Here is a 14,465-nt window from a genome sequence, read left to right as displayed (position 1 = left end):
GGGCGGGGCCTGACGGGCGGGAGGGGCCTGCCGATGGGGCCCCGGGGCGGCGGCGCCCGGGTGGAGGGCGCCCGGGTGGCCGGCGCCCGGCACGACGGCGCCCGGAGCGGTCGGCCCCGGCATCGGGGCGGCGGGTCCCGGGCTCGGAGTCACGGCGCCCGGCACCGGACCGGCGCTCCCCGGCACCGGAGTGGCGGCACCCGGCATCGGGGTGACGGGCATTCCGCCGAGGCGGGCGGCGCTTCCCGCGCCCCTCGGGTCCGTCGGGTGGGCGGGCTCGTCGCCGCCCGCCACCGGCCACTCCTCGGGGGCCGGAGGGGCGCCCCAGGAGACCTTCCGGTCGAGTTCGCCGCCGAACCCGGTCTGCCGGGAGGCGTTCGCCTGCCAGGCCGAGGCGGGCTCGGGGTCCTCGTCGAAGAAGACGGGCCCGGTCTCCTCCAGGGCGGGCACGGGCGCCGGGGCCGGGATCATCCGGTCGGGCCGCTGCTGCGGGTGCGGGTCGGGCTGCCGGTGCGGCGTGGGCGCCTGCTGCCGGGCGGGGCCCGGGGCGGAGGTCTGGCCGGGGAACCGTGCCGGGGACCGGTCCCGCGTACCGGAATCGGGCACGGCGGGGACGACCGGGAGGGGCGCGGGCCCCGGGGCCAGGATCGGGCCCGCCGGGGCGGCGGGGGCGGGCGGGTGCGGCGCGCCCTCGCCGTCCTTCGGCGCGGGCCTGCTCGTGCCGGGGACCCAGGCGCCGCCGTTCCAGTACCGGATGTATCCGGGAATGGACGGGTCCGGGTAGTACCCCGCCTGCGGTACCTCGCCGCCGCCTCCAGGAGGAGTAGCCACTGCCCCGACTCCGTTCAGTCACAACGCTTTTGAACCGCGCGGCCGCGTGCCGGACGTGCCGCGCCCAAGGAGGACAGTAACGAAGAACGTCCCCCGGGGAACAAAGAGCCAGCGAGAAAGGCCGCCTTCGGGGGGAAGGGCCCCAAAAACGCTCACTCAGCGTGACGTTTGGGCCGAGGGATGGGAGCCTGAGAAACTTTTCGAAAAAAACCTACAGAAGTCGCGTAATGAATCGTGGCCGCCCCGCTCTCCCCTGGTGAAAGCCCACCCGGGGCCGGTCCGCGAGAAGGAGCACGACCATGCAGAACACCCACCCCACCACCGTCGAGCGCGAACTGGAACTGAAGCTCGTCCTCTCCCCCGAGCGGGCCGTCCCGGTCCCCGCCCGGCTCGCCTACCGCACCGACGACCCGTACGCCATCCACATCACCTTCCACGTCGGCACCGAGCACCCCGTCAACTGGACCTTCGCCCGCGAGCTGCTCGTGGAGGGCGTCTTCCGGGCGTGCGGGCACGGCGACGTCCGCGTCTGGCCCACGAAGGTCGACGGGCGGGGCGTCGTCCTGATCGCGCTCTCCTCCCCCGACGGCGACGCGCTCCTGGAGGCTCCCGCCGCGCAGGTGTCCGCCTGGCTTGAGCGGACCCTGCGCGCGGTGCCGCCGGGCACCGAGTCGGAGCGCCTCGGTCTCGACGAGGGGCTCGCCGAGCTGCTCGCCACCACCGTGATCGCCGACGACCTGTGGATGCGCGACCCGTGGCCCTCGGACGAGGCCCAGGACGGCGAGCTGTGACCCCTCCCGCGCAGCCTCCTTCCGTACCTCCCCCTCCTCACCCCGTGGAGGGGACGTCAGAAGAGCTTTCCGGGGTTGAGCAGCCCCAGCGGGTCGAAGGTCGCCTTGATGCCCCGCTGGAGCTCAAGGCCGACCGGACCCAACTCGCGTGCCAGCCACTCCTTCTTGAGGACGCCCACGCCGTGCTCGCCGGTGATCGTGCCGCCGAGCGCGAGCCCGAGCGCCATGATCTCGTCGAAGGATTCGCGGGCCCGCCGGGACTCGTCCTCGTCGGCGTGGTCGAAGCAGACGACGGGATGGGTGTTGCCGTCGCCCGCGTGCGCGCAGACGCCGATGGTCAGGCCGTACTTCGCCGCGATCGCCGCCGTGCCGTCGAGCATCTCGGCGAGCCGGGTCCTGGGCACGCACACATCGTCGATCATGGTCGCGGGCTTGATCGTCTCCAGCGCCGGGAGGGAGAGCCGGCGCGCCTGGAGCAGGAGTTCGGACTCGGCGGAGTCCGCCGCCGGGACGACCTCGGTCGCGCCCGCCGCCGTGCACAGCTCCGCCACGGCGGCCAGATCGGCGGCCGGATCGGGGGTGTCGAAGGCACACAGGAGAAGCGCCTCGGTGGTGTCGGGCAGCCCCATGCGCGCCATCTTGTTGACGGCCCGGACGGTGGTGCCGTCCATGAGTTCGAGCAGCGACGGGGTGTGGCCGCGCTCCATGATCGCGCAGACGGCCTCGCACGCGGCGGCGGCCGAGGGGAACTCGGCGGCGAGCGCGAGCTGCGCCGGGGGCTGCGGCTTGAGCGCGAGCACCGCCCCCACGACGATGCCGAGACTGCCTTCCGAGCCGACGAAGAGCCGGGTCAGGTCGTAGCCGGCGACCCCCTTGGCGGTGCGCCGCCCCGTGGTCAGGAGCCGCCCGTCGGCGAGCACCACGTCGAGGCCGAGGACGTACTCGGCCGTCACCCCGTACTTCACACAGCACAGGCCGCCGGAGGCCGTGCCGATGTTCCCGCCGATGGTGCAGCTCTCCCAGCTGGAGGGGTCGGGCGGGTAGGACAGACCGTGCTCGGCCACGGCCCGTGAGAGCACCGCGTTGACCACGCCCGGCTCGACGACGGCGATCCGGTCGACCGGGTCGATCTCCAGGATGCGGTCCATCTTGACCAGGGAGAGCACGATGCAGCCTTCGGTGGCGTTGGCACCGCCGGACAGACCCGTCCTGGCCCCCTGGGGGACGACGGGCACGCGCAGTTCGGTGGCGGTGCGCATGACGTGCCGCACCTCGTCGACGGTGCGCGGGAGCACCACCACGGCGGGGGCGCCCGCCGCGCAGAAGCTCGCCATGTCACGGGAGTAGGAGGCCGTCACGTCCGGATCGGTGAGCACCGCCGCCTCGGGCAGCCCGGCGCGCAGTCGCTCGTGGAGCAGCGGGCGGAGGTCGTCCTGCTGAAGATCGTCCATGAGTCCAGCGTGGCACCCGGGGCCATCGGTGTGAACCCGCCGGAGCGGGCCCATCGTGTGCTCTTCACACAGGAGCGGGCGGGCGCACAGTGAGCGCCATGAAGACCCAGAACGTGTCGCGGGCGGTGCTCCTCGGCGGAGCGGGCGCGGTGTTCGCGGCGACGGCGCTGCTGTACGTCCCGGGGCTCGTCGGCCGGGGTCCGCCGCCCCCGCCGGGACCGGTGGAGCGGGCGGTGCTCGCGGCCCACGCGGGCGCCCCCGCCGCACTGCCCGACCTGGCCGCGCTGATCGCCGACCGCGAGGAGTGGCTGCGCGCCCACCCGGACGACGACGCCTCCTGGGCCCGGCTCGGCGCCGCGTACACGGAGCGGGGGACGCGGCTGGGGGACGTACGGGACTATCCCCGGGCCGAGCGGGCGCTGCGCCGCTCCCTCGCCGGGCGTCCGGCCGCGCGCGGCAATCTGGACGCACAGCTGGGGCTCGGGGCGCTGGCGGGGGCGCGGGGCGACTGGCGGGCGGCGAAGGAGTGGGGCGAGCGGGTCCGGAAGGCGGATCCGAAGCGCTGGCCCGTCTATCCGGTCCTGATCGACGCGTACAACGGTCTCGGGGAGTACGGGGCCGCCCGGAAGGCCGTGGAGAGCCTGGAGGGGCTGCGCTCGGGCGCGCTGGTGCGGGCGGCGCTCGCGGGGAGCTATCGGGACCGGGGCTGGCGGGAGGACGCCGACGCGGCGGCCCTTGACGCGGCGGCGCTCGCGGGGACGGACGCGGAGCGGACCCCGGCGCTCGTCCGGCTCGGTGATCTGGCGTGGGAGCGGGGCGAGCCGGAGGAGGCCCTGACGCGGTACGGGGCGGCGCTGCGGCTCGTCCCGGGGCACGGTCCCGCGCTCGCGGGCCGGGCGCGGGCGCTCGCCGGTCTCGGGCGTACGGAGGAGGCGCTGCGGGAGTGGCGGGCGGTGCTGGCCCGGCGCCCGGCGCCGCAGGACGTCCTCGACGCGGGCGAGCTGCACGAGGCGGCCGGTCTGGACGGGGCCGCGGAGGCCCTGTACGAGCGGCTGCGGTCGGGTGACTGGCCTACGGCCGGGGTGCCGCGCGCGCTGCTCGACGCGGATCACGGCGACCCGGACGCGGCGGTGGCCCGGATGCGGGCGGAGTGGGCGCGCGGGCACCGCTCGGTGCGGGTGGCGGACGCGCTGGGGTGGGCGCTGCTGCGGGCGGGCCGGGCCGGGGAGGCACTGGGGTACGCGAAACGGGCCACGGACGAGGGGTTGCGGAGCGCCCTGTTCACGTACCACCGGGGCGAGATCGAGCGCGCGCTCGAACAGGAGGGTCCGGCCCGGCGCCATCTGGCGGAGGCCCTGCGGATCAACCCGGTCTTCTCGCCCCTGCTGGCCCCGGCGGCGACGGAGTCCCTGTCGTCCCTGGGCGAGCCCTCGGACGAACTCCCCCCGGAACTGCGGCCGAGACCCCGCCAGGAACGACCGGCCAAGCCGGGCGGCGCACCGACGGAGAAACGGCCCGGGAAGAGGGACGGCGGAGGACGGGGCGGGGGTACGCGCGCGTAGGGCGGGCTTGAGACGGCGCCCGGTTCACCCGCCGGGACTTGTGGGACGGGGTACGCGCGCGTGGAGCAGGCTTGGTCCACCGGGGCGGGGGGTACACGCGCGTGGAGCGGGCGGGCGACAACCCCGAGTTGCCGCCGGACGGACCGGCGGGGGTACGCGCGCGTGGAGCGGTCTTCCGCTCGAAGAGGGGCCCGGTCTACGGCGGTAAACCGGGCCTACGCGCGCGTGGGTCCGGCCCGGGGCCTGTGCGGGGCTCCGGGCCGGGGTGTCGCGACGGGCCCCGTGTCCTGCCGGGACGGCGAAGGCCGGTCCGTGGCGTGCGGGCGCCCCGGACCGGCCGGTCGTGGAGGTGCGGCGCGGGGCCGGGGGGGGGCCTGCGGCACCGATAGCGACTAGAGGTTGCCGCGCTTCTCCTGCTCGCGCTCGATCGCCTCGAACAGGGCCTTGAAGTTGCCCTTGCCGAAGCCCATGGAGCCGTGGCGCTCGATCATCTCGAAGAAGACGGTCGGGCGGTCCTGGACCGGCTTGGTGAAGATCTGGAGCAGGTAGCCGTCCTCGTCGCGGTCGACGAGGATCTTCAGCTCGCGCAGGATCTCGACGGGCACCCGGGTCTCGCCGGCCCACTCGCCGAGGGTGTCGTAGTACGAGTCGGGGGTGTCGAGGAAGGCGACGCCCGCCGCCCGCATCGCGCGCACGGAGGCGACGATGTCGTTGGTGGCGAGGGCGATGTGCTGGACGCCTGCGCCGCCGTAGAACTCCAGGTACTCGTCGATCTGCGACTTCTTCTTCGCGATCGCGGGCTCGTTGATCGGGAACTTCACCTTGAGGGTGCCGTCCGCGACGACCTTGGACATCAGGGCCGAGTACTCGGTAGCGATGTCGTCGCCCACGAACTCCTTCATGTTCGTGAAGCCCATGACCTTGTTGTAGAAGCCGACCCACTCGTTCATCTTGCCGAGTTCGACGTTGCCGACGCAGTGGTCGATGGCCTGGAAGGTGCGCTTGGCCGGCGGCTCGACGATCGGGGCGGCGGAGACGTAACCCGGGAGGTACGGGCCGTTGTAGCCGGAGCGCTCGACGAGGGTGTGGCGGGTCTTGCCGTAGGTGGCGATGGCGGCGAGGACGACGGTGCCGTTCTCGTCCTTCACCTCGTAGGGCTCGTCGATGCCGGTGGCGCCGTGCTCGACGGCGTAGGCGTATGCGGCGCGCGCGTCCGGCACCTCGATGGCCAGGTCGACGACACCGTCACCGTGCTCGGCGACGTGCTCGGCGAGGAACCGGCCCCGGTCGGTGGAGGCCTTGATGACGGAGGTGAACACGAAACGGGCGGCGCCGTTGGTGAGGACGTAACTCGCGGTCTCGCGGCTGCCGTTCTCCGGTCCGGAGTAGGCGACGAGCTTCATGCCGAACGCCGTGGAGTAGTAGTGGGCGGCCTGCTTGGCGTTGCCGACGGCGAAGACGACCGCGTCCATTCCCTTCACGGGGAAGGGGTCGGCCTGCCGCGCCGTGGAGGGGGTGTGATCGAGGGTCTCAGTCATGGGCTCAGCGTCGCGCCGTCCGGCAAGGTGCGCAAGAGTTTGCTGTTTTACTGGTCAACTTGCACAGTGCACGATGAGTATGTACGGACGACTTGTACATCCTGACCACGGGGAGACCGCTATGACGATCGATCATTTGGACGGGCGCCTGATCGGGCTGCTCGCCCGCGAACCGCGCATCGGCGTCCTGGAGGCGTCCCGGCGGCTCGGCGTGGCCCGGGGCACGGTGCAGGCGCGGCTCGACCGGCTCCAGGCGAGCGGGGTGATCCGGGGCTTCGGGCCGGAGGTGGATCCGGCGGCGCTCGGCTATCCGGTGACGGCGTTCGCGACCCTGGAGATCAAGCAGGGGCAGGGCGCGGACGTACGGGAGCATCTGGCGACCGTGCCGGAGGTGCTCGAACTGCACACGACCACGGGCCACGGCGACATGCTCTGCCGGCTGGTCGCCCGCTCCAACGCGGACCTTCAGCGGGTGATCGACAAGGTGGTGGCGTTCGAGGGGATCGTCCGGGCGTCGACGGCGATCGTGATGGAGAACCCGGTGCCGCTGCGGATCATCCCGCTGGTGGAGCAGGCGGCGCAGGAGTAGGAACGGGCGCCTGGCGCCTCGGGACCTCGGCACCTCGGCACCTCGGGACCCCGGGAGCAACTTGCAGAGAAGTGGCTGCAAAGAAGTGGCTGCAAAAATACCTTGCAGCCACTTCTTTGCAACTCTAAGCTGAGGGCATGCCCAACCCCGAGGAATTCGTCAGCCGCTCACTCGACCCCCGCTCGCTGCGCGGGATCGCCCACCCCCTGCGCATCCGGCTGCTGCGCGCCCTTCGCCGCCACGGGCCCGCGACCGCCTCCCAACTGGCCGAGCGGCTCGGCGAGTCCAGCGGCGCCACCAGCTACCACCTGCGCCAGCTGGCCGCCCATGGCTTCGTCGAGGACGATCCGACCCTGGGCAAGGGCAGGGAGCGCTGGTGGAAGTCGGTGCACCAGGGGCTCAGCTTCGACGAGGAGCTGGTCAAGAACCCGGACCCCGAGGTGCAGGGCGCGCTCGACATCTTCATGCACGAGACCGCCACCATGCACACCCAGGAGCTGTCCACCTGGTTCGCGACCCGTCACACCTGGGACGAGTCCTGGTCCGGCGCCGCCGACATGAGCGACTTCACGCTGCACCTGCCGCCCGACCGGCTGCGTGAACTCAGCGCCGAGCTGCACAAGTTGATAGCCCACTACCACGCCACCTCCGACACCGAGGCGCCGGACGCCGCCCGGGTCCGGCTGCATCTGCACTCGTTCCCGCAGCACGGGGAGTGACGGCGGCGCGAGCCCCCTCCCGTACGCGGCACCGGTATGCCCGCACCCCCCTCACCAGCAACGACGGAAGGACCCACGGAGCCATGCACTCCGATATCCATCTCCAGCTGCACGCCCTGACCGCCGCCGAACTGCACCGCGAGAGCGCCGCGGACCACGCCCACGCCGCCCCCCGCCCGGCCGCGAGCACCGCCCTCCGGGTCCGACTCGGCTGGGTGCTGGTCGAGTTGGGCCTGCGCCTCGCCACCCCCGTCGACCGGTCCAGGCCGTTGGCCGCGTAAGCGACCCGGAGCGGACGGCGCGGGGAATTCCCTCTCCCCCGCCGGGAGTTCACCGGCCTCGTGGGTCGGGACCGGTCAGCAGGACGGGACCTTCGACTCCTGCCCCTGCTCCAGGGCCCTGAGGGAGGCGACCGCGTCGCCGAGCGCGGTGACGGGGACGAGCCGCAGGCCCTTCGGCAGCTCCGCGCGGGCGTCGGAGCACTCGGCCTTCGGTACGAGGAAGACGGTGGCCCCGTCGCGGGCGGCGGCCTGCGTCTTGAGGGAGACCCCGCCGACGGCGCCGACCGTGCCGTCGGGCTCGATGGTGCCCGTACCGGCGACGATCCGGCCGCCGGTGAGGTCGCCGCCGTCCCCGTCGCCGTCGAGCTTGTCGACGATGCCGAGGGAGAACAGCAGTCCGGCGCTGGGCCCGCCGATGTCGGCGAGGTGCAGCCGCACCTTCACCTTCTCGGGGTCCTTCTTCAGGAAACCGAGGGCGGCGAGGGTGGCCGCGTCCTGCGACTCCTTCATCTGCCCCAGGTTGTGCTTCTCGACCTCGGCGTCCGACTTCCCCGCCGGGTAGACGGAGTCGTGCGGCAGGACGGCCCGGTCGGTACGGAACCAGGCGTCGGCCACGTCCGTGAACCGGATGTCCGAGGAGGGGCCGGTGGCGACGATCGTCGTCATCCGCAACTGCCCCCGCGTCTCCCGGACCGGGGCGCCGGTGATCGTGATGACCTCCTGCCCCTTGTCCTCGCCGAGGACGTCGGCGGTCGTGCCGGGCTGCGCGATCGCGTACGGAAGCGGCGCGAGCCCGACGACGGCGAAGAGCCCGACGACGGGCAGGGCGCAGAGGGCGAGGGCACGGGGACGGGAGAGACCGGAGAGCACGCCCCCAATCTACTGGGACCGGGGCGCGTACGGGGCCGGGGGCGTACGGGGCCGGGTCCGTTCCCACGGGGACGGGGGCCGCACCGCCGCCGTACAGGCTCGTACTGCCGGCCCTTGCGGCGCCGGGGCCGTGGCCCCCGTGCAAGCCGCGTCGTCCGTACCTGCGGCGCCGGGGCCGTGCCCCGTACAGACACGCATGCCGCCTGTCCCTGCGGCGCCAGGGGCGTACCTGCGTACTGGCTCGCGCGCAGTCCGTCCCTACGGGGGCGCCAGGGACATACCCGCGTACAGGCTCCCATCGTCCCCCTGCGGCGCGCCGGGCATGCCCCCGTACAAGGGGCCCCACCGCCTCCGCCCCGCGCACCGGAGTCTGCCGGGCCCGTGCGGGAGGGGGCGCCCCCGGTGGGCCGGGGGCGGCTTCGGCGGTGGTTCGGTGGTGGGGTCAGCGCAGGGCGTCCGCCACCTCTCGGGCCGCGTCGACCACGCGGGGGCCTACCCGCTCCGGGACGGCGTCGGCGAGCATGACCACGCCCACGCTGCCCTCCACGCCCGTCACTCCCACCAGCGGGGCGGCCGCGCCGCTCGCGCCCGCCTCCAGTTCGCCGTGGGTGAGGGTGTAGCCCGGCTCGATCAGGCTGCCCTGGCGGGCGGCGAGGATCGCCCGGCCGGCCGCGCCCCGGTCCAGGGGGTGGCGGAAACCGGCCCGGTAGGCCACGTGGTAGTCGGTCCAGGTCGGTTCGACGACCGCGACCGCGAGCGCCTCCGCCCCGTCGACGAGGGTGAGGTGCGCGGTCGCGCCTATGTCCTCGGCGAGCGAGCGCAGCGCGGGCAGCGCCGCCTCCCGCACCAGCGGGTGGACCTGGCGGCCGAGCCGCAGCACGCCGAGGCCGACGCGGGCGCGCCCGCCGAGGTCGCGGCGGACGAGGGCGTGCTGTTCGAGGGTGGCGAGCAATCGATAGACCACGGTCCGGTTGACTCCGAGTCGGTTGGACAACTCGGTGACGGTCAGGCCGTGGTCGGTGTCGGCGAGCAGTTTGAGGACTCTGAGTCCCCGGTCGAGCGTCTGGGAGGTCTCCGCGGTCACGACGCCCTCTCCTTAGGAGTGAGTGGCGGCGGTGCTCTCACGGGATCCGGTCGCCGGTCCCGTCGGCGACACGCGGAGAGGCCGCCGGCAGGAAGGGGTACACCGGCTGCGCTCCGCGGCGGCGCTGCCACGGGGCGAATGCTTTGAGCCGGGACAGTAGCGACCCGCTCCGCTCAGCGGAAGACCTCGTCCAGAATCCGGGCGCCGACGACCGGATGAAGACGGTTCGGGACTTTCGTCGGTCGCACGCGGGACTTTGGTGGACAAGACCGGCTTGTCCGTGCCCGTAGCGTGGAGGGGCCCGGAGGCCGACCGTGGGGGCCGGTCTCCGTCGCGTGTCCCGCCCGGTTCTTCCGCGGGGGACGGGTGAGGCCCGTACGAACGCCGTCGTACGGGCCTCAGTCCTTCCCGCCGGGACTTCCCCTCAGGATTTCCCGCCGGGACTTCCCACCGGGACTTCCCCGTGGGGACTTCCCGGCGGGGGCGTCACCGCATCCGGGTGGCCCACTCCTGGACCTTCTTGATCCGTTCCCGGATCTGGCCCGCGGTCGCCTCGGCGCTCGGCGGTCCGCCGCAGACCCGGCGCAGCTCGGTGTGGATCACACCGTGCGGCTTGCCGGTCTGGTGGACGTACGCGCCGACCATCGTGTTGAGCTGTTTGCGCAGTTCGAGCAGTTCCTTGTGGGAGACGACCGGCCGCCGCTCCGCCGGAAGCTCCAGGAGGTCCGCCTCGGTGTCCGGCTTCTTGCGGCTGTGCGCGATCTGCCGGGCCTGCCGCTTCTGGAGCAGCAGCTGCACCTGGTCGGGTTCGAGGAGACCGGGGATGCCGAGGTAGTCCTGCTCCTCCTCGCTGCCGGGGTGGGCCTGCATGCCGAACTCGGCGCTGTTGTAGAGGACGCGGTCGAAGACGGCGTCGGACTCCAGCGCCTCGAAGGGCAGCATGTCCTGCTCGCCGGTGTCCTCGTCCTGCTGGCGCTCGGCCTCCGCCATCTCCTTCTCGGACTCGGCGTACGGGTCCTCGTCCTCGCCCGCCTTCTTCGGCTTGTCGAGGACGTGGTCGCGCTCCACCTCCATCTCGTTGGCGAAGCCGAGGAGGCTCGGGATCGTCGGGAGGAAGACGGAGGCGGTCTCGCCGCGCCTGCGGGAACGCACGAAACGGCCGATGGCCTGCGCGAAGAAGAGCGGGGTCGAGATCGTCGTCGCGTACACGCCGACCGCGAGGCGGGGCACGTCGACGCCCTCGGACACCATGCGGACCGCGACCATCCAGCGGGAGCCGTCCTCGCTGAACTCGTCGATGCGGTTCGAGGCGCCGGTGTCGTCGGAGAGGACGACGGTGGCCTTGGTGCCGGTGATCTCGCGGATCAGCTTGGCGTAGGAGCGGGCCGAGTCCTGGTCGGAGGCGATGACGAGGCCGCCCGCGTCGGGGATCGACTTGCGGACCTCGGTGAGGCGCTGGTCGGCGGCGCGGAGCACGTTCGGCATCCAGTCGCCCTTGGCGTCGAGCGCGGTGCGCCACGCCTGGGAGACGGCGTCCTTGGTCATCGGCTCGCCGAGCCGGGCGGCGATCTCGTCGCCCGCCTTGGTGCGCCAGCGCATGTTGCCGCTGTAGGAGAGGAAGATGACCGGGCGGACGACGCCGTCGCCGAGGGCGTTGCCGTAGCCGTAGGTGTAGTCCGCCGACGAGCGGCGGATGCCGTCGTTGCCCTCCTCGTAGGTGACGAAGGGGATCGGGTTGGTGTCGGAGCGGAACGGGGTGCCGGTGAGGGCGAGCCGCCGGGTGGCGGGCTCGAAGGCCTCCAGACAGGCCTCGCCCCAGGACTTGGAGTCTCCGGCGTGGTGGATCTCGTCGAGGATGACGAGGGTCTTGCGCTGTTCGCAGCGGTTGCGGTGGAGCATGGGGCGGACGCCGACACCCGCGTAGGTGAGGGCGACGCCGTCGTACTCCTTGCTGAGCGGCCCGGCGCTGTACTCCGGGTCCAGCTTGATGCCTATCCGCGCGGCGGCGGCGGCCCACTGCTTCTTCAGGTGTTCGGTGGGCGCGATGACGGTGACCTGCTGCACGACGTGGTGGTGCAGCAGCCACGAGGCGAGGGTCAGCGCGAAGGTGGTCTTGCCGGCGCCGGGGGTGGCGACGGCGAGGAAGTCACGGGGCTGCTCCTGGAGGTACTTCTCCATCGCCCCCTGCTGCCAGGCACGCAGCTTGTTGGCGGTACCCCACGGGGCCCGTCCGGGGAAGGCGGGAGAGAGGTGATGGGAGGAGGAAGTGGTGGAAGTAGTCACGATCTCCGGGTTCGACGCTCGTCCAGATATGACAACCGGGCCACCTTACCGGGGCAGCCGTCACGGGGCGGCCCGGACGAGGCCGTGACCTCGGGGGGTGCGGCGCGTCTCACATGGGGGGCGTGGGTCACACCGGGGGCGGGGCACACGGGGGCGAGGCTCGGCCGGGTCGGGCCCGGGTCGCCCGGTCCGCCCGACCCGACCCGCCCGACCCGACCCGCCCGTGCCCGGGTCAGCGGGCGAACCGCGGGAGCTGCACGGCGATCTTGGGGACGTCGAGGGCCCCCTGGCAGACGTCCAGGACGAAGGTCTCGGCCTCGTCGACGTCGAACGCGGGGTCGAGCGGATGCCCGTTGACCTGGAGGAAGACCCAGGTCGCGTACCAGGCGATGCGCTTGTTGCCGTCGACGAGACCGCGGTTGCGGGCGAGCGACTCCATGAGCGCGGCCGCCTTCTCCCAGATCCCGGGGTAGGCGTCCTGGCCGAACACGCTCGACTGCGGACGAGCCAGGGCGGAGTCCAGCAGACCGTAGTCACGCACCTCGCTCGCGCCGAGACGCTCCGCGAGGTTCAGGAGCTGCGGCAGCGTGAGGAAGTACGTCACGCCAGCCGCCGGTTCAGCTCCGCACTGGCCTTCAGTACCTGCTCGGCCGCCTCTTCGAACAGGCGGGAGTGTTCGTCCACCGCCCTCATCACCGCGTCGTGCGCGAAGGACTGCATGCTGCGGCCCTCCGCCTCGGCGCGCTCGCGCAGGGCGTCCAGCTCTTCCTCGGTGAACCTCACGTTGAGACCGGCCATAGCAGCATGGTACCGCGTGGTACCACACGGTGTCAGAGGCGGTGCGCCTCCGCCCCCCGCAGCCTCGTCGCCACCCACGCGCCCACCGCCGCCACTCCCGCCATCGGCAGGAACACCGCCGCGAAGGCTCCCGGGTGGGAGCCGGTGGCGGTGGTGGCGGCGACCGTGTGGCCCACCGCGCCGCCGCCGAGGGCCGCGAAGGCCGCGCCGCCCGCCGCGAGCAGCAGGACGTTGGAGAGGCCGTCGGAGATCTGGAGCGCGGCCGAGTTCGCGCCCACCTCCTCCGGCGCGGACAGCTTCATCAGGAGCACGCTCGTCGAGGCGATCACCGCGCCCATGCCGAGACAGCCCAGGGCCCAGGCGAGCGCGAGGACCCAGACGGGCACGGCCGTGATCAGCACGCTGGGCGCCGCCGCGATGGCGATCGCGACCAGGACCATGCCGAGGACCACGAGCCGTTCCCGGTACGGCTCCGTCCACGGCCGGGACTGGATCCAGGAGCCGAGCGCCCAGGTCAGACCGCCCATGGCAAGGGAGAGACCGGCCAGGGTCGGGCTCAGCCCCCGCTGGGTGACCAGCATCAGCGGCACGAACGACTCCGCCGCGATGAACGCGCCGGCGGCCAGTCCCCGCAGCAGGACGACGGAGGGCAGCCCCCGGGCGGCCCGGTAGGTGCCCTTCGGCAGCAGCCCCCGTACGGCGGGCACGAGGAGCGCCGCGCCCGCGAGGGCGGGCAGGAGCGAGAGCCAGCGCAGTTCCTGCCCCGCGTACTGGAGGAGCGCCACGCCCGCCGAGATGCCGAGCGCGAGCCGGATCCGGCGCCGGTCCCAGGGCGCGAGGGTCACGCTCGGATCGGCCGGGCCCGAGGCGGTGCGGCGGATCGCCGGGAGCGCGAGGGCCAGCGGGAAGACGACGAGGACGGGGATGCCGAGGAAGACCCAGCGCCAGCCGAGGTGCTCGGTGACCGTCCCGGAGGCGAGCGGCCCGACGACCGAGGGCACGACCCAGCTGGCGGCGAACGCGGCCATGATCGCGGGCCTGAGGTGTTCCTCGTAGGCCCGGCCGACGACCACGTACAGCGCGACGATCACCAGACCGCCGCCGAGACCCTGCACGGCCCGGCCCAGGATGAACAGCCACATGGTGCCGGCGGTGCCGGAGAGCAGCAGTCCCGCCGCGAAGGCGCTGATGCCGGTGGTGAGGGGCGCGAGCGGCCCGGTGCGGTCGGACCACTGTCCGGCGAGGACCATCGCGAAGAGGCTGGTGGTGAAGTACGCGGAGAAGGCGAAGGCGTACACGGACACGCCGTCCAGCTCCCGGGCGGCGACCGGCATGGCGGTGCCGACGGCGGTCGCCTCGAAGGCGATGAGCAGGACGACGGAGACGATCCCGATGCTGAGCGCCCGGTGGGCCGCGTCGAGGACGGACCCCTTGGTGTCGTCGTGTGCGGGGATACGGGCTCCGGGGTCCGGGGGAAGCCCGACGGCTATGTCGGGGTCCGCCGCGGCGTCGCGGGGTTCGAGGGCGCTCATTCCCCCAGAGTAAGAGGTGTCCCCCGCTATGACCCCTGTCAGGAGTCCCGTTCGCCCTCGGTCGCCGGTCGTAGGTCCGTGAACGGAGTATGGCAGCGGTATTGCGGTCCTGTGGCAGCCCCCGCCTCCCCCTTGA

General features: G+C 73.1%; 14 protein-coding genes. 5 read left to right on the top strand and 9 right to left on the bottom strand.

From position 1 onward, the window contains the following. A partial coding sequence (locus BU197_RS06910) for a DUF2510 domain-containing protein (protein WP_188267320.1) occupies positions 1-831 on the bottom strand: 831 nt, incomplete at its 3' end. Positions 832-1,130: 299 nt separating this feature from the next. Between BU197_RS06910 and BU197_RS06905 the strand changes: the two genes are divergently transcribed. Continuing rightward, the gene (locus BU197_RS06905) at positions 1,131-1,622 is read left to right on the top strand and encodes an SsgA family sporulation/cell division regulator (RefSeq protein WP_188267319.1); all 492 of its coding nucleotides are present in this window, start codon (positions 1,131-1,133) and stop codon (positions 1,620-1,622) included. A 56-nt stretch (positions 1,623-1,678) separates the two neighbouring features. On the opposite strand, the gene BU197_RS06900 is transcribed toward BU197_RS06905, so the two are convergent. Then, positions 1,679-3,073 carry an FAD-binding oxidoreductase gene (locus BU197_RS06900; protein ID WP_188267318.1) on the bottom strand — a complete coding sequence of 465 codons (1,395 nt, stop codon included), beginning with the start codon at positions 3,071-3,073 and terminating at the stop codon, positions 1,679-1,681. Between the two features lie 98 nt (positions 3,074-3,171). Between BU197_RS06900 and BU197_RS06895 the strand changes: the two genes are divergently transcribed. Next, on the top strand, positions 3,172-4,635 hold the full coding sequence (locus BU197_RS06895; RefSeq protein ID WP_223183317.1) for a tetratricopeptide repeat protein: 1,464 nt from the start codon (positions 3,172-3,174) through the stop codon (positions 4,633-4,635). A 392-nt stretch (positions 4,636-5,027) separates the two neighbouring features. Here the strand turns inward: BU197_RS06895 and hppD are convergent, their stop codons facing one another. Further along, entirely contained in the window at positions 5,028-6,173 is a 1,146-nt protein-coding gene (gene hppD, locus BU197_RS06890; protein WP_188267316.1) for a 4-hydroxyphenylpyruvate dioxygenase, read from the bottom strand. Between the two features lie 121 nt (positions 6,174-6,294). Here hppD and BU197_RS06885 point away from each other — a divergent pair, with 121 nt between their 5' ends. The 3 genes from BU197_RS06885 to BU197_RS06875 all read left to right on the top strand — a co-directional run bounded on the left by BU197_RS06885 (position 6,295) and on the right by BU197_RS06875 (position 7,762). Beyond that, positions 6,295-6,762 carry an Lrp/AsnC family transcriptional regulator gene (locus BU197_RS06885; RefSeq protein ID WP_188267315.1) on the top strand — a complete coding sequence of 156 codons (468 nt, stop codon included), beginning with the start codon at positions 6,295-6,297 and terminating at the stop codon, positions 6,760-6,762. A gap of 137 nt (positions 6,763-6,899) precedes the next feature. Next, complete coding sequence (locus BU197_RS06880; RefSeq protein ID WP_188267314.1) at positions 6,900-7,481, top strand: winged helix-turn-helix domain-containing protein; 582 nt, start codon at positions 6,900-6,902, stop codon at positions 7,479-7,481. Between the two features lie 83 nt (positions 7,482-7,564). Further along, on the top strand, positions 7,565-7,762 hold the full coding sequence (locus tag BU197_RS06875) for a hypothetical protein (RefSeq protein WP_188267313.1): 198 nt from the start codon (positions 7,565-7,567) through the stop codon (positions 7,760-7,762). A gap of 75 nt (positions 7,763-7,837) precedes the next feature. Here the strand turns inward: BU197_RS06875 and BU197_RS06870 are convergent, their stop codons facing one another. The 6 genes from BU197_RS06870 to BU197_RS06845 form a co-directional block, all read right to left on the bottom strand. Further along, the gene (locus tag BU197_RS06870; protein WP_188267312.1) at positions 7,838-8,632 is read right to left on the bottom strand and encodes a S16 family serine protease; all 795 of its coding nucleotides are present in this window, start codon (positions 8,630-8,632) and stop codon (positions 7,838-7,840) included. A 442-nt stretch (positions 8,633-9,074) separates the two neighbouring features. After that, a complete protein-coding gene (locus tag BU197_RS06865) occupies positions 9,075-9,716 on the bottom strand; it encodes an IclR family transcriptional regulator (RefSeq protein ID WP_188267311.1) in 642 nt (213 codons plus the stop codon). Between the two features lie 486 nt (positions 9,717-10,202). Continuing rightward, positions 10,203-11,999, bottom strand: a complete 1,797-nt coding sequence (locus tag BU197_RS06860) for a DEAD/DEAH box helicase (protein ID WP_188267310.1) — start codon at positions 11,997-11,999, stop codon at positions 10,203-10,205. 232 nt (positions 12,000-12,231) lie between these two features. Then, complete coding sequence (locus tag BU197_RS06855; protein ID WP_188267309.1) at positions 12,232-12,603, bottom strand: type II toxin-antitoxin system death-on-curing family toxin; 372 nt, start codon at positions 12,601-12,603, stop codon at positions 12,232-12,234. Next, the gene (locus tag BU197_RS06850; protein ID WP_188267308.1) at positions 12,600-12,797 is read right to left on the bottom strand and encodes an Arc family DNA-binding protein; all 198 of its coding nucleotides are present in this window, start codon (positions 12,795-12,797) and stop codon (positions 12,600-12,602) included. Before BU197_RS06850 ends, BU197_RS06855 begins: the two co-directional genes overlap by 4 nt. A gap of 32 nt (positions 12,798-12,829) precedes the next feature. Continuing rightward, positions 12,830-14,329, bottom strand: a complete 1,500-nt coding sequence (locus BU197_RS06845; protein WP_188267307.1) for an MFS transporter — start codon at positions 14,327-14,329, stop codon at positions 12,830-12,832. Positions 14,330-14,465 lie beyond the last annotated feature (136 nt).

Source organism: Streptomyces sp. CBMA291 (genome assembly GCF_014596525.1).
Classification (GTDB): Bacteria; Actinomycetota; Actinomycetes; order Streptomycetales; family Streptomycetaceae; genus Streptomyces.
Note: the sequence above shows the minus strand (reverse complement) of the source record. Positions and strands in the feature narration are given on the sequence as shown.